An 18,556-nucleotide genomic window follows, 5' to 3' on the forward strand; every position below is an offset into this window, starting at 1 on the left:
TCGAGCCATGGAGTGTCCCAAATGCCGACGGGTTCATCCCGATGACGCCTACTTCTGCGCCCGGTGCGGCGTCGTCCTCCCCTGCCCGGATGCGGAAGAAGACCAGGAGGATCCGAACGGCCAATACTGCTTGCGGTGCCGTCAGTCCCGATCCATGGACCACCCCACCTTCAAACCCCGGCCTCCGGACCAGACCGGCCCATCCAAGGTGCGCAAACCCCTGCTGTGGTTTCTGGCGGTCACGGTGGTGGTCTGGCTGGGGGTCATGGCTTGGCACTTCTTGAGCGAAGACAAATATCTGAACATGAAATTCGTCATCGTTCCCCAGGGATGTTTCCAGATGGGATCCGACGACTCCCCCCGCACCGCTCCCAAACACGAAGTGTGCGTGGACTGGTTCTACATGAGCCAGTTTGAAGTCACCCAAAGCCAGTGGGAGTCGGTGATGGGACACAACCCCTCATCCCTGAACGCCTGCGGGGAAAACTGTCCGGTAAACGGCATCACCTGGGAACAGGTGCAGGTGTTCATCAACAAGCTCAACGCCCGGGGAGGCGACAAGTTCCGCCTGCCCACCGAGGCGGAGTGGGAATACGCCTGCCGGGGAGGCGCCAGACAACGCTACTGCGGCAGCGACGACGCGGATCTGGTGGCCTGGCACAGCGGCAACGCCCGGGGAGACATCCATCCGGTGGGACAAAAAGCCCCCAACGGCTTTCGACTCTTCGACATGAGCGGCAATGTCTGGGAATGGGTGACGGATCACTACGACGAACGCTACTACGCCATCTCCCCCAAAAGCAATCCCAAAGGCTCCAACACTGGCGCCCTGCGGATCTTCCGGGGAGGCAGCATCAAAAGCAGTCCCGAATTCATCCAACCCACGCAACGCAACAGCGGCGACGCCAAGAGCAATTTCGGCGATCTGGGCTTCCGGCTGGTACGCATTCCCTGATGCCCGAATCCGCCGACGCCCTCGACTCCCTCATAACGCCTTGCGCAGCCGTCGCAACTCTTCGAGCTTGCGCACCTCGTAGGAGGTGAGTCCCTGGGCGTTTTCCGGGGTCGGTTCGTGATAATACTGACGCAACACCCGCAACCGTTCCACCTCCGTCGAGGTAAGGGGAGGTTCCCAGGGGTGAATGACCAGCCAGTCGGCGGCGATGCGCACCAGTTTCTCCTGAAGCGGAAACTGTCGATAGGAGATCACCCGCAAAGCGCCACTCGGCATGCCGGCAAACACCCCCCGTGGCGGAGTCGGCCCCGGCGCGCCTCCGGATCCCCCCTGATCCCGCACCACATATCCGCCATCCCAGGCGGCCCAGACCACATCCCGCCCCCGGTCCCGATAATCATCCAGCAGCACCAGCCGTCCCCCCGGCGTGCGATTGGGGGAGTCAAGCACATAAATTTTCTCTTGCAACCAAGCGATCAAAATCACATGATGCACCCAGGCAGGCGCTGACGGGGCCAACGTGACCACACGCATCTGTTTTTCCGGAAAGCCACTCTCTTTAAGCAACAACATCTTGGCGAACGCATAATCCTCGCAATCACCACCGGTGCGGTAGGCGTCGATGGGGGTCTTCCAGATGTTTTCCGGATCATCCTGATAGACGATCCGCCGGTTGACCTGTTCCTGCACGGCTTGCAGACGGGTCAAAAACGGCAACTCCCGGATTGCGGCCAGATCGCTTTCCCATTCCGGGGAGCGGCGTTTGGCGTGATCGGCCATGAGGCGTCCCCATTTGTCGCCACGGCCCGACGAATCCTGAGGGCTGAAAGCGACCTCGAACAGCCGGGAGATGGGCAGAGGATCCACAGCGTGGGCCAAGTCGCAAGCCCCCACCATCCATATCGCCAACAGCAAAACCGGACCCAATCCGCCAGTTGTCCACCTATGAAAGGAGATCACCATGCACCCGTCCAGCGAATCAGAGGGCCGCAATCCCGTGAGCCCGGAACGGACTGGCAGCATCGGCTACACCGTCTCCCTTGAATTTGAAACCGTTTCCCTGCCACCATTCCGCGATATCCTTGTGCTGGCTAAAAAATGTCCGGTGGGCATGACCGGCATCAGCACCTGCATGGGACTGATGACCCCGGACGGCTACGAACTGGTCGAAGTGGAGGATCCGGTGGTGGAAGCCCTGCTGATACACAAGCAAATCATCAAGCGACTCCCCCTGTCAACGCTCCTCGACATTCTGCGGGTCCGGGTCTTTCCCCACATTTCCCGGGGAGAGATCGTACGGATCAATCTGCAAGTGCGCATTCATCACGACCGGATCGAAGGAACGCTCCCGCCCCATGACCATTGATACCTTGATCCGCCATTCTTGCCCCACCGTGGATGCCCTGACCGGCATTCACGCCGTGGAGGATCTGCTGCTGGAACAAGGTTTTCTGGTGGTCACCCGGGTCGGAAGATTTCTGGGGGTGCTGGTGGCCGACGACATTCTGGATCGGGGTCACACCCTGGTGGCCGACTGTCTGCGCCCCAAACCCACCATCGCGCGCCATGAGCCCATCAAACGGGTCTTCGGCCTCATGAAAACCCATCGACTGCCGGTGCTGGCGGTGGTGGAGGCGGATCGTTTTGTGGGGGTGGTGACCCAGACCGCCATCCTCGAACATCTGGCGGAACAAGGCGAAACCTTTGAAAAAACCATCGCCGCCCATGCCCATGAACTCTGGCTCCTCAACCAATCCCTCCAGACCCAGATCGCGGAACGCAAACGGGCCGAAGCCCGCGCCACCGCGGCCAATCTGGCCAAAAGCCGTTTTCTGGCCAATTTCAGCCACGAAATCCGCACACCATTGCACATCATTCTCGGTTTGAGCCAAATCCTGAGCGAACAACTGGAGGATCTGAGCCGGGAACGCCTCACCGACCGTCTCAACCGCATCCGCGCCGCCGGACATCACCTGTTGGGACTGGTGGAAGAGATGTTGGATCTGGCCCGGATCGAGGCGGGTCACGGTCAGACCCGACCGGTGCCCATGGAACCGGATCGGCTGCTGCGGGACGTGGTGGCTTGGTTTCAAGAAGAGGCATCCAAACGGGGCAATCGGGTCGAAGCCTTGGTGGATGACACCATCGGCACCGTGTTGGCCGATCCGCTGCGTCTGCGGCAGATCCTGTTGAACCTGTTGGCCAATGCCAACCGCTTCACCGAAAACGGAGAGATCATCGCCCACATCCAGCGACTGTCAAGCGAACCCGGACAAAACAGACTGCTGTTTTCGGTGGAAGATACCGGTATCGGCATCTCTGAGGAGGTGATGCAAACCCTGTTCGACCCCTTCATTCTCGGGGAACATCCCGACACGGAGAACGCCTGCGGAGCCGGACTGGGTCTGGCCATCTGCAAGACCCTGGTGGACATGATGGGGGGGTCGCTTCAGGTGGAGAGCCGTCCCCTGGAAGGGAGTCGTTTCGAGTTCACCCTCACCTGTCCGACGGCTCCCGGCCTGCGTCCCACGGAAACGGTGGCCTCCCTGCTGCCTCCGCAACGGGCCCTGTCGATCCTGCTGGTGGAAGACGACGCCCTGAGTCAGGCGTTGCTCACGGAATTCCTGATGGGAGATGGCCATCGGGTGATCACGCCAGATCCGTCGCAAGACCCTCTGCCAATCCTTCAGGAAGAAACGGTGGATCTGCTGCTGACGGATCTGCGACTACCCGACCGGGACGGAATCGACATCATTCGTGCGGTGCGGGCCCTGCCCGATCCCCGGCTCGCGGGTCTGCCGATTGTGGTACTCACAGCCGACGCGGCCCCGGAACGGCTGCAAGCCGCCCTGGCTGCGGGAGCCAATACCCTGTTGACCAAACCGGTGGATCTGAATCATCTGCGTCGCGCCCTGACCTGCCCCGCACGCCATGCCCCGAATGACGACGCCCTTCTCCAACCCGCTGCCGACCATACCCTGGAACGGATGCCCCCCCTCCACACCGAAATCCTGGAACGCGGCGCCCTTTCCCTGGGTCGTGACCGTTTCCGGGAGATCTGCCGGAAGTTTCACGCGGTCGAAGCCGAGGCGCTCCGGGAGATGACGCAAGCCTGCCTCAACGGGGATCACGTAACCTTGTCCCATGTGGCGCACCGCATTTCCGGGAGCGCCGCCCATCTGGGCATGACCCCCCTGTCCCAGTTGGCCGAAAGCCTGGCCAACGAGGCGCAAGCCGCCTTGCCGGAACGGTGCGCGAGCCGCGTGCAGGATTTCGCCCACGCGGCCCGTCTGGCGCGGGAGGCTTTGGATCAATGGATGCGCACCATGGGGGATGAAAACGCGCCCCTTCCCGGGAGGTCTTCATGGAAAAAAGAGTCTATTTTCTGATCGGCGACTGGCTGGCCTGCGGGATCCTCTCCGCGTTGGCAGCCTGGGTGGCCCGACTGCTGCCCGCCACCTGGCCCATGGGGGTGGAAATGATGGCGGGCATGGTGGTGGGCATGCTGGTGACGATGGTGGCCATGCTGCCGTTTCTGGTGCTGTTCGGGGCCCTGGAGGTGATGGTGCCGGTGATGCTGGGCAGCATGATCAGCAGCATGTTGCCCAGCATGGTGCATGGCTTGCGGCAGGAGACCGGTCCCTTGCTGGCCTGGGGAGCCGGATGTGGGCTGCTGGCCTGGGGATTCACCTGGATGGCGGATCGGCGGTTGCGCCGGGAACGTGCCGCATGAACGAACCCTCACCGCCCCCCAGCCGTTGGGACAGCACCGCCCGTTTTTACGATATACTGGCCTATGGCGCGGAAAAACGCTGGGAACCGGCCAAAAAAGCCTTGTTCGCCCGTATGGCACCGGGAAAACGCATCCTGTTCGCCGCCCTGGGCACAGGATTGGACATCGCGTTCTTTCCGCCGGAGCGCGATATTGTGGCCATCGACATCAGTTCCGCCATGCTCGCCCGGGCCGCGCCACGGGTGGCGGCCTATCCGGGCCGGATCGAGACCCGGCTCATGGACATCACCGCCTTGGCATATCCGGATGGCTGGTTCGATCAGGTATTCACCGCCTGCACCTTTTGTTCGGTGCCGGATCCCATGGCCGGATTGGCGTCGCTGCGGCGGGTGATGAAGCCGGGGGCGGAACTGGCCATGTTCGAGCATACCGGCAGCCATTATTTTCCATTCAACTGGATTCTGGACCTGTGCAACCCCATCTGCCGCCACATCGGCCCGGAGATGAACCGGGATACCGTGGCCAACGTGATCCGGGCCGGATTCCGCCTGGAAGCGGTCAACCCGCTTTTTCTGGATGTGGTCAAAACCATCCGGGCGGTCAAACCGGCGTCGGATTGAAGAAAAGGGGAGATGGCGCAAAGAAAGCAAACCGCATCGGAAACAACCGAAAACGACGACACACTCAAATTGTGGGGCGGGGACTGTATCGGATGAGGCCAAAGGAACAGACATGGCCGGGGATGAACGCCTTGTCTTTTTTTAAATGGCTGGGCCGCCAGGATTCGAACCTGGGGGTGCCGGAATCAAAATCCGGGGCCTTACCGCTTGGCGACGGCCCACCATGGACAATCATGCTACACGATTTCGCAGCGGCTGAAAAGGGTGGATGTTGATCCGATGGACACATGATGCGGATCAACGGCCAGCAGCCCAAAACGCCCTTCCACCCCCCATCGGGGTAGTGCTCACACGAAAAACGGATGGCGGTTCAAGATTTCGCCAGCAAACACACGCCAGGAGGCCTGCGACTCCGCCAGATGGCGCGCGGCCCCCCTGGCACTCGCCCCATCCGGGAAAATACCAAACACGGTGGAGCCACTCCCGGTCATCAAGGCGGCCCTGGCTCCCGCCTCCAGCAAGGCCCGGCGGGCCTGACCGATCACGGGCAACAACTCCAGGGCGGGAAGTTCCAGATCGTTTTCCAGCCAGTCAGCCGGATCCGCGTCGGCCCCCGGCAGGCCCAGGGATTGATCCCGCTGGGGATAACGCCCGGACAACGCCTGAAACACCTGTCGCGTGGCCACCCCCTGGCCGGGAAACACCAGCACCATGGCCCCGGACAGCGGATGCGGACAAGGGGTCAACCGCTCCCCCACTCCCCCCACCAAAGCGGAACGGCCCCCGAGGAAAAACGGAATGTCTGCCCCGAGGGCAACCCCCAGTTCGATCAACGCCTCCAACCCCAGATTCAGGCCCCACAGGCGATTCAAGGCCAACAGGGTCAAGGCCGCGTCGGAGGATCCTCCCCCGAGTCCCGCCCCGTCCGGGATCCGTTTCAGCAGCTTCAACCGCGCCCCGTGGCCGACCCCGGTGGTCCGGGCCAGCAGGCGGGCGGCGCGCAGCACCAGATTCTCTTCCGCACAGCCGGTCACCGCCGGCTGGCAATCCAGTTCCAGATCGCCGCCAGCAAGCGGGGTGATCTCCAGTTGATCATACAAGGGAAAAAAAACCATCAGCGATTCCAGCCGATGGTAACCATCCTCCCGCCGTCCCACCACCCGCAAGGCCAGATTCACCTTGGCCGGGGCCAGCCAGATCGTGGATGCCCCCGGGGATGAGGCCGCGTTCACGGTCCCGGTTCCAAAGGACGGGAGAGAGAGAAACCAGACCGGGTGGCCTGATCAAAAGCCCCTTCCGCCAGACCGTTGGCAGGAAAACGCCACGTATTCAAAATGAATTCCAACCGGACTTTGGGTTTTTCCAGGGTGATGAGGATCCGCTCGGGCATGATCACCCCATCCCCCTCCCCATCCCCCTTGGGGGAAGAGTCGGGCCAGGTGTAGACCACCCGGTACGGGGTGCCGGAGCCGGCCTTGCCGATCCGTTCCAGCAATCGTCCCTGGGTGGGATCGAGGCGCAACTGTTCGCGGTCACGGGTCTTGACAATCACGGCACCGGACGGATCCAGGGGAAACGGTCCGGTGGAAGCCAGCCGGGAGGCCCGGGCCATGATCACCTGAAAAAGCCGTTCCGGTGGAATCGGCACCCCGATCAGATGATCCAACCCCGCCGCGCTGGCGGGAACTTCGATCACGGCATGTTTTTCCGGATCCACCCAGCGGACCCGATCACCACGGGCGAGCAGTTCACCCGCCACCTGCCGGAACGGCCCATAAACCCGCAGCCGCACCCGTTCCCAGCCACTGCCCAGCAGATCGATGCGGTTGCGCCGTTCCTGCTCCGGGGTCTCCAGATCCAGCACCCCATCCACCGCCCAATGCAACGGCCCCTGACGCCGGGCCTTCTGATCCGCCAGATAACGCTCGACGATCACCGCGCCGGAAACGGTCTGTTCGTCCTGGACCGGGTTGGTCGGCAGGGAACAAGAGACCAGGGACAAACCCACCATGCCCAAGGCCAGCATCCAGGCCAACGGATGACGACGCCGGTGGAGCCTGTTCAACGGGACTCGGCTCCGCTGGGAGTCCCACCCTTGTCGCCGCTTTTTTCGCCCGGACTCCGGACGTTGGGGCTTTTGGCACCCCCGTCCCCGGATTGGGAGGTACGTTCGATCTTGACCCGCAACGCCTCGTTGTTGAGATTCATTTCCAGGGCCTGACGCCAGATGACCAACGCATCCTTGATGCGTCCGGAAGCGGCCAGCACATCCCCCAAATGTTCCCGGATGGTGGGATCCTTCGGCTCCATACGCACCGCTTCCCGCATGCGGGTCAACGACTCTTCCAACCGGTTCATCCGGAACAGCACCCATCCCAGACTGTCGAGGATGAAGCCATCCCCCGGCGCCAGTTGGGTGGCCTTGAAAATCAGCTTGTGGGCATCTTCGAGTTTTTCGTTACGCTCGGCCCAGGTGTATCCCAGATAATTGAGGGCGTGGGCGTCTTCCGGATTCTTTTCGATATACAGACGCAAATCCTGCTCCGCCTCGGGCCACCGTTGCAGTTTGTCCAGGGCCATGGCCCGGTTGAACAGAAAACGGCTCTGTTCCGGGGCGAGCGTCAATCCCTTGGAAGCGGCCTCCAGCACGGCGTCATACTGCTCTTCTTGCAATAAGATCACGGTCAAGGCCAACAGCACCTCGACCCGATCCGGATGGGCGGCATTCAACTCCCGCAGGCGGGTGATCGCCTCTTTGCCTTTCTTTTCGTAGGCGTCCAGAAAGGCGATCCGGACCTGGGCTTCCAGATAATACGGCTCGTCGCGTTTGATGGGTTCATAGGCGGCCCGGGCATCCTTGACCCGATCCAGACCTTCCAGGGTTTGACCGATGTAATAGGCCACGCCGCTGTTGCCGGGACGAGCCGCTTCCGCCAGACGCAACTCCTGCAAAGCGTCTTCGTAGCTGCGCTGACTCATCAGGATCAACGCCGAGGTCAACCGGGCCTGCACGCTGCCCGGAGAGAGGCGGGCAATGGTGCGGAACTCCTGCAACGCGGCGGAGCGGTCCTCCTGGGTCAACAGCAACCGGCCCAGACGGCTGTGAATGGTCTCGCTTTCCGGATTGTGCGCCAGAAAATCCCGATAGATGGCCTCGGCCTCCTTGGGACGTTCCAGCTCCTGCAACGCGGCCCCCAACGCCAGCACCGGTTCCAGTTGATCCGGAGCCTGCTTGCGGGCCTTGCGGAAGTATTCCAAAGATTTTTTGAGATCCGGTACATAGACATAGGCGCGCCCCAGGGCCAGATTGGCCTTCCAGGCCAGTTCCGGCCTGCCGAACAGGGGGGCCAGAGCGTTTTTGGCCTTGACCGGATCTTTCAGGCGGCCATGGATCTGGGCCAGCATCAGGCGGGCGGAAAGATGATCCGGTTGTTTCTTGAGGAGCAATTCATACTGGGTGGCGGCCTCGGGAAATTTTTCCAAGGCGTTAAGCAGTCCGGCCAGCAGCAGACGGGCCTTGGTATTTTCCGGATCCAGGGCAACCACCTCCCGGGCGTGGGTGACCGCCAGGGCCAGATCACCCCGTTGGGTGGCCAGATGGGAGACGATCAGGCGGGCCTCCACGGATTTGGGATCCCCTTCGGCCACCCGCAAAAAGGCTTTTTCCGCCTCTTCCCAACGCCGATCCCCCATCATCATGTGGCCCAGCACGTAATAATAATAAACCCCATCCGCCTGGGGTTTATCCGTGGCGCTGCCCTCCGGGGGGGTGGCCTTCGCGGTTTGTTCGTTTGGGGCCTGGGGTGGAGTTCCCGAATCCGCGCCCGGGGCGGAGGCGACCGAATCCGGAGTCACCGGGCCCAGGGCCACGCATCCGGCCAGAGCCAGACCGATCACCGGTCCCAACCATCCCAAACGGACCCATTCCATGCGCCCGCACCCATCCAACCATGGTTTCATCACCCAATGCCTCCGCACTGGCGACCCGGATGCAATCGCCAGAAATCCACGATCCACCCCCAAGGCGCAACCCATCCCCATCCCGACGACGCGCAACCGCACGAACGCTTGGGACAAAGAACCTTGCGCACTCGGGATCAATCCGAAATTTTAATTAATGATTTCAAGGTAAACGCCGTGAAATGACCGCCATGGACACCCTGCGGGAAAATCCTTCTGCGACCCACCAAAATCAGTCTAGCACACTTCCGGATTCCTTTCCAGAGGCTCTTTCAAGAAGCGCGAAAAATCATCCCGCGCTGTTTCCATCCCCATCCAGGCTGTTGATCTGGGCGATCAACGCATTCAGGTCCAGGTCATACATGCGCCCCACATCCGCCAGGGTATCCACCTCGGATGCCAGACACTCGCCACAATCGATCCCCTTCACCGCCAAAAGCCTCGCCAGACCCGGGTGCTCTCGCATCAATTGGGCCATGCTTTTTTCCACGTCGATGACACCCATGCCCCTTCCTCCTCGCCAAATCCGACGGATCACAACCCCTCGACCAACCCCCTCACGCCCCCCAGGTCTTTTCCAACCTTTGTAAAGACCCATTGTGCCACCGATGCGGGAGTCAAGGCAACGTTAATCACCACTCTTTGCAAAATCATGGAACCAGTCCTTGCATCGCAGCAGCATTTGTGCGATGCTTCTCTTTTTAATGGTCCATTCCGGAACTTCAACCCTCTTCGCCATCTCTCGGGAGAGTATTTCGTGAGAAAATTGACTCTGGGGGGAAAAGCCCCGCAAACTGGTTACAAAGTCTCCCATTCCCATCGGAGAACCAAACACGCTTGGTTGCCCAACATCCAAAAGCGTGCGCTGTTCAGCATGGCCCTGGGCCAAAGCTTCTGCATCAGTGTCCCCACCGAAATCCTCCGCTCCGTGGACAAGGCCGGTGGTCTGGACAACTTCCTGCTGCAAACCGCTCAGGACACCCTCAATGAGCCCATGCGTCGCCTGCAAGCCCGCATCCGGACTCAGGTGGCCCGCACTCCCGAAGCCGAATAATCCTGTTCGGATCCGCGCCTCGGACCCAGCCTGAAAACATCACCACACGCTCTCCAATCGGCAGGGCGTGTGGTGATCGTAACCAGACTTCTTCCCCGCTTCCTGCACATTCAAAAATCAATCTCAACAGTCGGGTTTGATATCTGCTATCAGCCACGGGTTGCTTTGCGTGCGCTGCGCCTCTTTTCTCCTGCGGAGCAACGCATTAAAAGAAAGGAAAGGAAAAAGTCCTGGGGAATGAATTCCCCTGAACCCCTTCTTTTTTTAATAGTGACGGATAGATGGCAAAAAAAATCCTGGAGGGTTGAGGCTCCAGGAGTTCTTGATCCAGACAGAAACGATCGCCTCACACCCCGTGTCGCAGAAAATAGGGCATCAGATCGATCCCCGGCGCGAAAGTCAACGATCCGGTTTGCAACAATCCCTCATCATAGGCCACGTTGCCATCCGGCACGATGCCGTGACCACACAAGGCAAACGGCACCGGACCCGGATCATGGGTCTTGGTCACCAACGGCGTGGGGTGATCCGGCAAGGCCACCGCGCGAAACGGTCCCCCCGCCGCCAAGGCCTCCAACACCGGCCCCACCAGACGGGCATCAAAATCCTCGATGGCCTGAAGTTTGTAATCCAAACGCCCCGCATGTCCGGCCTCGTCCGGAGACTCCACATGCACAAACATCAAGTCCCGCTCTTCCAATCCCTTCAGACAGGCCTGAGCCTTGCCCTCGTAATCCGTATCGATCCACCCGGTGGCACCCGGCACATGCAACACATCAAACCCGATGTGAGCCGCAATGCCCCGCATCAAATCCACCGCCGAAATAATCCCGCCACTCTTGCCGAACCGCTCCCGGAAGGGTGGCAGAAATGGCTTGCGCCCCTGACCCCACAACCAAATGGAATTGGCCGGTCGCTTGCCACTGGCCACCCGTTCCCGGTTGACCGGATGATCCGACAAAAAAGTCCAGGAGGCCCGCATCAACGCTTCGATGGGTTGGGCGTCCAATCCTTCGGGAAGCGCGCCGGCAATGGGCCGATCGGTGATGTCATGGGGAGGCCGACTGTTGAGTCGATCCCCACCGTCCCGCCAAACCAGCAGATGACGATAGCTCACCCCCGGATAAAACCGGAAACGGTCCGAACCGAGCCGTTCGTTCAAGGTGTCGATGATCCGGGCAGCCTCCGCCGACGAGATATGCTCGGCGGAAAAATCCTCCATCACGGAGAAATCGCTGCCCAGGGTCACCAGATTGCAACGGAAAGCCACGTCATTCGGCCCCAGATCGACCCCCATGGCCGCAGCCTCCAAAGGACTGCGTCCGGTGTAGCTTTGGGTCACATCGTATCCCAACACCCCCAGATTGGCCACGTCACTGCCCGGATAGTATCCATCCGGCGTGTTGAGCGTCCATCCCCCCACCCCTTCCCGGACCATGCGATCCAGGTTGGGCGTGCGGGCGGCCATCAGGGGAGTGCGACCTTCCAGGGCCTCCAGGGGGCGATCACTCATGCCGTCCCCCAGAAAAATGACGTATTTCATTGCCTGCTCCCGTTCATGCTGAACCGACACAAAGGGGGGATGAACCAATCAAGGATTACAACAAATCCTTGACCACTTCCCGCTCCTGACGCAACTCGTCAAGCACCTTGTTGAACTTGGCCTGTCCCCAGTCGGACAGGGTGAGACCATCCACCACTTCCCATTGATCGCCCTTGAGGCGCAGGGGATAACCGAAGATCAGGCCCGGATCCACTCCATATTGACCCTCGGAAAGCACCGCCGCCACGAACCAATCCCCCTCGGGGGTGGGTTGACGGAAGGAGAGCAGATGATCCAACGCCGCGATGGCGCCGGAAGCCGCGCTGGAGGAGCCTCTGGCCTTGATGACCACGGCGCCCCGGGTCTGCACATCCGGAACGAAGGTATTCTTGAGCCAATCCTCGTCGGTGATCACCTCGGACAGGGGCCGACCCTGGATGCGGGCGTTCTCGAAGTCCGGATATTGATTGTTGGAATGGTTGCCCCACACCGCCAGATTGGTGACCGCAGTCACCGGCACATTGGCCTTCTTGGCGAGCATGGTCTTGGCACGGTTGTAGTCCAGACGCATCATGGCGGAAAAGCGATCCTTGGGCACATCGCTGTTGCGCATGGCGATCAGACAGTTGGTGTTGCAGGGATTGCCCACCACCACCACCCGCAGATCCGCAGCCGCCCGGTTGAGAGCCTTGCCCTGACCGACGAAAATCGGTCCATTGACCCGGATCAGATCGGCACGTTCCATGCCCGGTCCACGGGGACGGGAACCGATCAACAACGCCGCGTTGACCCCGTCGAAAGCTTGGTCGGCCTGATCGCTGGCGTCCATTCCGACCAGAGTGGGGAAAGCGGAGTCATCCAGTTCCATCATGACCGCTTCCAACACTTTCATGGCAGGGGTAATTTCAAGAAAACTCAAATGAACCGGTTGGTCCGGGCCAAATACGGCTCCCGAGGCCAAACGAAAAATCGCACTGTAGGCAATTTGACCAGCGGCTCCGGTCACTGCCACACGAATCGGCTCTGCCATGATTGAATCCTCCCTAATCGCGATGGTGAAATACGAACCAGTCAACCTAGACTTCCCCTTAAGATGACGCAAGGCGCATGCGGGTGCAACCCTTGCCAAACGCCGGAGATGAAAAGGTCTATCGGGAGACATCCAGGGCCGCGTCCAGGTCGTTCAAAATGTCTTCCACGTCCTCCAAACCGATAGAAAATCGCACCAGACCTTCGGTAATTCCCGCCGCCTTGCGCTCCGCGTCCGTCAGTTTGGCATGGGTGGTGGTGGCCGGATGGGTGGTCAGGGTGCGGCTGTCTCCCAGGTTGGCGGTGATAATGGCCAGCTTCAGGCCGTTCATGAACCGATGGGCCCGCTCCCGGCTTCCCAGATCCACACAGACGATGGCCCCGAAACGACGCATCTGCCGGGCGGCCAACTCCCGTTGGGGATGATCCGGCAAACCCGGATACAAAACCGCTCCCGCCAATTCAGGACGGCTCGCCAGATGGGCCGCCACCCGTTCGGCGTTGTCGCAATGCCGTTCCATGCGCAAAGGCAAGGTCTCCAGCCCCTTGAACAGCACCCAGGCGTTGAATGGCGACAGCGACGAACCGGTGTTGCGCAACAAAGGAAAAACATGATCCATCAACAATTTGCGCCCACCCGCGACCACGCCGCCCAGGACACGGCCCTGGCCATCCATGTATTTGGTGGCGGAATGGACCACCAGGTCCACGCCCAACTCCAAAGGACGCTGCAAACAGGGGGTACACAACACATTGTCCACCACCACCAGGATACCCCGTTCCCGGCCCAAACGGGCCAAAGCGGCCAGATCCACCATTTCCAGAGTGGGATTGGCCGGAGTCTCCAGAAAAAACAGACGGGTGGCAGGCGTCACCGCCGCCTCCCAGGCCTCCAGGTCCGACAAAGGCACCCGGGTGACACCGATGCCCATCCGTTTCAACAGGGTGTTGGCAATGTTGGTGGTGGAACCAAACACCGAACGACTGATCACCACGTGGTCCCCGGCGGACAGAAAAGAGAGGAACACCATGGTCACCGCCGCCATGCCGCTGGCCGCCGCCACCGCGTGCTCGGCCTTTTCCAAAGCGGCGACCCGCTCTTCAAACAGGGCCACGGTGGGATTGGTGAATCGGCTGTAAAGATTGCCCTCCTCCTCCCCGGCGAACACCGCCCGGGCCTGCTCGGCAGAGTCGAACCGGAAACTCGATGTCAAAAAAAGCGGGGGACTGTTCTCCCGCTCCGGCGTGGTGTCACGACCGGTGTGCAAGGCCGTGGTGGCCACCCCGTAAACCCGCTGCGACGATTCGGCTCCGCTCGACATGATGCAATTTTCCTCCCGCCATCCCCTTGGTAACCCGACTGTGCGCCCCTCCTCACCTTTAGACCTCATTTTCGATGAGGCGACTCCATTCTATGCGCATCGGATCCGGCAACGAAAGGCTGAAGACCGATTTTAGCAATGGATCGAACGAAAAAAATCCCCTATACTGCATTACGAAAATGAGGATCCACCCTCTTGGACCCAGGAGTCGCTTCAATGTCTCAACCCCAAAAATACCGTCTCGTCACGCGCAGTGATTTCGATGGGCTGGTCAGTGCCATGCTGCTGCGCGAACTGGACCTCATCGACGATATCCTGTTCGTCCAACCCAAGGATATGCAGGACGGCAAGATTCCCATCACCGGGCGGGACATCATCACCAATCTTCCCTATGTGCCCGACGCCCATCTGGTGCTGGACCACCACGCCAGCGAACTGGAACGGGCCGGCAATCAGGTCAACGCCAATCACATCATCCATCCCGAAGCCTTTTCCGCGGCCCGGGTGGTCTATGACCATTTCGGCGGCAAAACCGCCTTTCCCGACATCCGCGACGACATCCTCACCGCCGTGGACAAGGCCGACTCCGGCCAGTTTGAAGAAGAAGACATTCTCAATCCCACCGGATGGATGCTGTTGAACTTCATCATGGATCCCCGCACCGGACTGGGACGCTTCAAAGAATTTCGCATCTCCAACTACGCCCTGATGATGGACCTGATCGAATACTGCCGCCGTCACACCGTGGAAGAGGTGCTGGCCTTGCCGGATGTTCGGGAACGGACCGAATTTTATTTCGAGCAGGAAGAGTTGTTCAAAACCCAGATCCAAACCCGCACCAAAATTCACAACAATCTGGCGGTCCTGGATCTGCGCCACGACGATATCATCTTTCCCGGCAACCGATTCATGATCTATGCCCTCTATCCCCAATGCAACATCTCGTTGCACATTCTCTGGGGTCCCACGCGCAAAACCACGGTTTACGCCCTGGGCAAATCGATCTTCAATCGTACCTCAAAAACCCATATCGGCTCCCTCTGTCTGCAATTCGGAGGCGGTGGCCATGCGGCGGCGGGCACCTGTCAAGTACCGACAAGTCAGGCGATCGAAATCCGCAAGGCCATCGAAAGCCGGATCCTGGCGGATGGATGAACGGCTTGCAAGGATGATTGAAAACACATGACAAACATGTCGATGGCATTCCAGGCAGTCCTGCTGTGCGGCCTGCTTGTGTCCGGTTGCGTCACCACGGACACCTCTTCCGCGCAACAAAACACCCCCCCGACCCAGGAGTCCAAATCACCCCCCAGGGAGACCAAATCGGCCACCCCGGAAACCCGGACCGGTCATCCTCCCGTGATGCCGAAACCGACTCCCCCGCTGGCCCATCCCTCCACCAGCAAACCGGAAACTCTGATCGGCTCCACGGGCAAGGAACTCATCACCCGGTTCGGACAGCCCAACATGATCATGGATGTCACCATGAAAGGCCGTTCGGCTTCGGAAGGGTATCTGTACTATCCCAAAGACGGCAAAGGGTGCATTCACACCTTCGTGGTGCTGGAAGAAAACAACAAGGTCATCCACTACTTCTGCCAATGAGCGGCACCACCTCCCCACCGGGAGGACAAGGCGGCGCAACCAGATAGGACGTACCATCCGCCCGCCAGCACTGTCTCAGGGTCTTGCCCACTCCGGGGGCGGTACGCTCCTGGACCACCGGAGGCGGCAGTGGCGTCGGTTTGGCTTCCCCCGCAGGTTTTTTGGGGGACTTTTGGCCATTCTGGGGATTTTTCCGGCCTTCCGGGGGCGGGGAATCCTGGTTGACCGGTTCCCGAACCGGCGCCACGGACCGGCTTCCGGCAGCCGCCTCGCTGCCGGACAAAGCGGGAATCAACAACTGACGCTTCTTGGGATCGATGCGCCACGCCCCGAGCAACTCCAATACCGGCGTACCGAGCAGTGGCATGCCTTTGGCCGGGGTGACGGTGACCGCCACCTGCTTCAACTCCCGACTGCCGATGCGCAAACTGTCCAGTCGCGCCACGGCATGACGACCGCTGGAGCCATCCGCCAACGTCGAAACCGCCATGCCCAACCAGTCTTCGGGCCGGATCAACCCCTGGACCGTCATCCGGTCGATGACATCCGTTGGCAAGGCCACCACATTGGCCCCGGTATCGATCAAAAATTCCACGGTGATGCGGTTGTTGACCAGAACCGGAATCCAATACTGGCCATGGGATCCCTTGGCCAGCAGAGGAATCACCTCATCCGGCGGAGGGGGATTCCGGTCCCGTTCCCCCGGAAGGCAGGCTTCGCCCCGAAAAATGGTCCGCCCCCGGGCATCGATGCAGTGACGCAGCGCCGACTCTCCCCACACCGATCCGGCCCCGATCATCAACAGCACCATCATCATCAGCCCGCCCAGCGCGCCGTGTCCCATGCATCCCCCCCCCCGACAGTGTTCCCCATGAACGCTCAAACCTCTGGAGATCCTTCCCGGATCCCGACAATCGGCAACAACTCGGGCAATCGCTCCACCCAGTGGTCCGGGCTGGCTTCGGCCAGCGTCCGACGGTCGTGACAGCCGAAGGTGACCGCCGCGGTCCGCACCCGGGCATTGCGCCCCATTTCCAGATCGAACACCGTATCCCCGACCATCAACGACCGGTTGGCCACCGCTCCGGTGGCGGCGAGAATCTGTTCGATCATGGAAGGATGGGGTTTGCTCGGGGCGTGATCCGACGTCATCAGCACCTCGAACAGGCCTTGCAAGCGCTGCTCCCGCAAGGTGCGCTCCAACCCCCGCAACGACTTGCCCGTGGCCACCGCCAGGGTGACCCCATGCTCCCGCAGACTCTCCAGGGTGGCCCGCGCCCCGGGAAACAAAGGGGTGGTCAACTCCCCTCCATCCGCCAGACGTTGATAATGGCGCTTGTAGGCCGTCACCGCGCGTTCGTGCAACGCCGCATCCTGCTCAGGCAGCAGCACGCTCATGGCCTCGTGCAAGGAGAGTCCCACCACCTGGGCGATCCGCTCCCGGGGCAATCCCTCCCCCATTCCCACCTCGACCAGCGCCAGATTGGCCGAGCGCACAATGCCATCCAGGCTGTCCACCAGGGTGCCGTCACAATCGAAGATGACCAGATCATACCGGGTGGACATGCACAAAACTCCGCATTCAGGAATAGGGTTCAGACAAAAACAATCACGGTTGAATGACACACTTCAGCGTGCCTTTCTCCCGACTTTTCGTCAAGGCTCCCACGGCGTCATCCAGGGAAAAGACCCCCTCGATCATGGGTTCCACCGCCACCGATCCCCGTTCCAGCAGACGCAACGCCGCCGAAAAGGGACCACAACGCGACCCCAGCACCACAATCTCATCCACCACCAAAGAGGCCAGATCCATTGCCGTTGTGGCCAAATGGGTACTCTTCAACACCAGCCTTCCCCGGGAACGCACCAGACTCCGCGCCAGAGTCAACCCTTCCGGAGTGCCGGAACACTCCACCACCAGATCGGCCCGCCATCCCGCGGCCAGCCGGGACTCCTCCCGCACCCCGAGGCCCCGCGCCTCCAGCCACGGACGGGGATGGCGCCCGATCAGGGTCAGCTCACAGCCGGTCAAGGCCAACACCTGAGCCACCAGCAGCCCCAGCTTGCCATCCCCCACCACCGCCACCCGGTCCGTGGGCCGCACATGGGTCTGTTGCACAATTTCCACCGCCGCCGCCAACGGTTCGGTGAACAGGGCCTGACAATCCCCGATCCCCGCAGGCACGACGTGCAGATTGGCCAGGGGCAACACCACCCAGTCGGCGAACACCCCATCCCGATGACGAATCCCCACCACGGTACGGCTCAGACAATGGCCCGGGTTCCGATTCCGACACGAGGCGCAATGGCCGCAGGCCACGGTGATCTCCCCCACCACCCGGCGTCCCACCCATGCGGGGTCATCCGGAGCGGACACCACCCGACCGACCCATTCATGTCCCGGAATCCCGGAAAAATCCGCGTAGCCTCGCAAAAGCGCATGATCCGTGGCGCACACCCCGGCCAGCACCACCCGGATCAAGGCCTCGCCGGGTCCGGGAACCGGCACCGGTCGGGCCCGATCCAGCCAAACCCGTCCTTTCCCGAACACCACCGCCCGCATGACGGACCCGGGAGCCTGCGGTACCGCATGCGTCATGGCCGCGTACTCTCTGGCATCGTTGAAAAATTAATGGAAGTTTTCTCCAAAACCCGCCAACGGGGGGGGTGGCTTATGGAGTGGAAAAAGGCTAGAATGCGTCCCACCGGTTGACAAGGAACAATACGTGAAAGAT

At 61.0% G+C, this 18,556-nt stretch carries 19 protein-coding genes and 1 tRNA gene; 8 read left to right on the top strand and 12 right to left on the bottom strand.

Annotated features, from left to right (window positions below; translation table 11 throughout):
* Positions 1–7 precede the first annotated feature (7 nt).
* Complete coding sequence (locus tag HQL98_12370; protein ID MBF0272843.1) at positions 8–955, top strand: SUMF1/EgtB/PvdO family nonheme iron enzyme; 948 nt, start codon at positions 8–10, stop codon at positions 953–955.
* A gap of 30 nt (positions 956–985) precedes the next feature.
* On the opposite strand, the gene HQL98_12375 is transcribed toward HQL98_12370, so the two are convergent.
* Positions 986–1,834, bottom strand: coding sequence for a transglutaminase-like cysteine peptidase (locus tag HQL98_12375; GenBank protein MBF0272844.1), 849 nt, complete (start codon positions 1,832–1,834; stop codon positions 986–988).
* Positions 1,835–1,916: 82 nt separating this feature from the next.
* Here HQL98_12375 and HQL98_12380 point away from each other — a divergent pair, with 82 nt between their 5' ends.
* The 4 genes from HQL98_12380 to HQL98_12395 are packed head-to-tail and all read left to right on the top strand — an operon-like array spanning position 1,917 to position 5,308.
* Positions 1,917–2,321, top strand: a complete 405-nt coding sequence (locus HQL98_12380) for a hypothetical protein (protein ID MBF0272845.1) — start codon at positions 1,917–1,919, stop codon at positions 2,319–2,321.
* Positions 2,311–4,344, top strand: coding sequence for a response regulator (locus tag HQL98_12385; protein MBF0272846.1), 2,034 nt, complete (start codon positions 2,311–2,313; stop codon positions 4,342–4,344). The genes HQL98_12380 and HQL98_12385 overlap by 11 nt, the downstream gene beginning before the upstream one ends.
* On the top strand, positions 4,320–4,688 hold the full coding sequence (locus tag HQL98_12390; GenBank protein MBF0272847.1) for a hypothetical protein: 369 nt from the start codon (positions 4,320–4,322) through the stop codon (positions 4,686–4,688). The genes HQL98_12385 and HQL98_12390 overlap by 25 nt, the downstream gene beginning before the upstream one ends.
* Positions 4,685–5,308: a class I SAM-dependent methyltransferase gene (locus tag HQL98_12395; protein MBF0272848.1), complete on the top strand. Its 624-nt coding sequence runs from the start codon at positions 4,685–4,687 to the stop codon at positions 5,306–5,308. Before HQL98_12390 ends, HQL98_12395 begins: the two co-directional genes overlap by 4 nt.
* Before the next feature lie 146 nt (positions 5,309–5,454).
* Here the strand turns inward: HQL98_12395 and HQL98_12400 are convergent.
* The 5 genes from HQL98_12400 to HQL98_12420 all read right to left on the bottom strand — a co-directional run bounded on the left by HQL98_12400 (position 5,455) and on the right by HQL98_12420 (position 9,773).
* Positions 5,455–5,529 (bottom strand) — tRNA-Gln (locus tag HQL98_12400).
* A gap of 126 nt (positions 5,530–5,655) precedes the next feature.
* Positions 5,656–6,540 carry a 4-(cytidine 5'-diphospho)-2-C-methyl-D-erythritol kinase gene (locus tag HQL98_12405; GenBank protein MBF0272849.1) on the bottom strand — a complete coding sequence of 295 codons (885 nt, stop codon included), beginning with the start codon at positions 6,538–6,540 and terminating at the stop codon, positions 5,656–5,658.
* Positions 6,537–7,373: a hypothetical protein gene (locus HQL98_12410; protein ID MBF0272850.1), complete on the bottom strand. Its 837-nt coding sequence runs from the start codon at positions 7,371–7,373 to the stop codon at positions 6,537–6,539. The genes HQL98_12405 and HQL98_12410 overlap by 4 nt, the downstream gene beginning before the upstream one ends.
* Positions 7,370–9,268, bottom strand: coding sequence for a tetratricopeptide repeat protein (locus HQL98_12415; GenBank protein ID MBF0272851.1), 1,899 nt, complete (start codon positions 9,266–9,268; stop codon positions 7,370–7,372). The genes HQL98_12410 and HQL98_12415 overlap by 4 nt, the downstream gene beginning before the upstream one ends.
* Positions 9,269–9,557: 289 nt before the next feature.
* A complete protein-coding gene (locus tag HQL98_12420; GenBank protein ID MBF0272852.1) occupies positions 9,558–9,773 on the bottom strand; it encodes a DUF1858 domain-containing protein in 216 nt (71 codons plus the stop codon).
* 252 nt (positions 9,774–10,025) lie between these two features.
* Here HQL98_12420 and HQL98_12425 point away from each other — a divergent pair, with 252 nt between their 5' ends.
* Positions 10,026–10,322, top strand: a complete 297-nt coding sequence (locus HQL98_12425; protein ID MBF0272853.1) for a 50S ribosomal protein L28 — start codon at positions 10,026–10,028, stop codon at positions 10,320–10,322.
* A 346-nt stretch (positions 10,323–10,668) separates the two neighbouring features.
* On the opposite strand, the gene HQL98_12430 is transcribed toward HQL98_12425, so the two are convergent.
* The 3 genes from HQL98_12430 to HQL98_12440 all read right to left on the bottom strand — a co-directional run bounded on the left by HQL98_12430 (position 10,669) and on the right by HQL98_12440 (position 14,216).
* Positions 10,669–11,865 carry a cofactor-independent phosphoglycerate mutase gene (locus HQL98_12430; protein ID MBF0272854.1) on the bottom strand — a complete coding sequence of 399 codons (1,197 nt, stop codon included), beginning with the start codon at positions 11,863–11,865 and terminating at the stop codon, positions 10,669–10,671.
* A 55-nt stretch (positions 11,866–11,920) separates the two neighbouring features.
* Positions 11,921–12,895: a malate dehydrogenase gene (locus HQL98_12435; protein MBF0272855.1), complete on the bottom strand. Its 975-nt coding sequence runs from the start codon at positions 12,893–12,895 to the stop codon at positions 11,921–11,923.
* A 118-nt stretch (positions 12,896–13,013) separates the two neighbouring features.
* Complete coding sequence (locus HQL98_12440; protein ID MBF0272856.1) at positions 13,014–14,216, bottom strand: O-succinylhomoserine sulfhydrylase; 1,203 nt, start codon at positions 14,214–14,216, stop codon at positions 13,014–13,016.
* A gap of 216 nt (positions 14,217–14,432) precedes the next feature.
* Here HQL98_12440 and HQL98_12445 point away from each other — a divergent pair, with 216 nt between their 5' ends.
* Both HQL98_12445 and HQL98_12450 read left to right on the top strand, forming a co-directional pair.
* The gene (locus HQL98_12445) at positions 14,433–15,371 is read left to right on the top strand and encodes an exopolyphosphatase (protein MBF0272857.1); all 939 of its coding nucleotides are present in this window, start codon (positions 14,433–14,435) and stop codon (positions 15,369–15,371) included.
* Positions 15,372–15,398: 27 nt separating this feature from the next.
* Positions 15,399–15,821 (top strand): hypothetical protein, encoded by a 423-nt coding sequence (locus HQL98_12450; GenBank protein ID MBF0272858.1) that lies wholly within the window; start codon positions 15,399–15,401, stop codon positions 15,819–15,821.
* Here the strand turns inward: HQL98_12450 and HQL98_12455 are convergent.
* From HQL98_12455 to HQL98_12465, 3 genes are read right to left on the bottom strand one after another with little or no spacing between them, the layout of a single operon-like run.
* Complete coding sequence (locus HQL98_12455; GenBank protein ID MBF0272859.1) at positions 15,799–16,704, bottom strand: retroviral-like aspartic protease family protein; 906 nt, start codon at positions 16,702–16,704, stop codon at positions 15,799–15,801. The two genes, HQL98_12450 and HQL98_12455, sit on opposite strands and share 23 nt — an antisense overlap.
* Complete coding sequence (locus tag HQL98_12460) at positions 16,701–17,387, bottom strand: HAD-IA family hydrolase (GenBank protein ID MBF0272860.1); 687 nt, start codon at positions 17,385–17,387, stop codon at positions 16,701–16,703. The genes HQL98_12455 and HQL98_12460 overlap by 4 nt, the downstream gene beginning before the upstream one ends.
* A 43-nt stretch (positions 17,388–17,430) precedes the next feature.
* Positions 17,431–18,384, bottom strand: a complete 954-nt coding sequence (locus HQL98_12465; GenBank protein ID MBF0272861.1) for an alcohol dehydrogenase catalytic domain-containing protein — start codon at positions 18,382–18,384, stop codon at positions 17,431–17,433.
* Positions 18,385–18,556 lie beyond the last annotated feature (172 nt).

The sequence above is a fragment of the Magnetococcales bacterium genome, assembly GCA_015231755.1.
GTDB lineage: Bacteria > Pseudomonadota > Magnetococcia > Magnetococcales > Magnetaquicoccaceae > Magnetaquiglobus.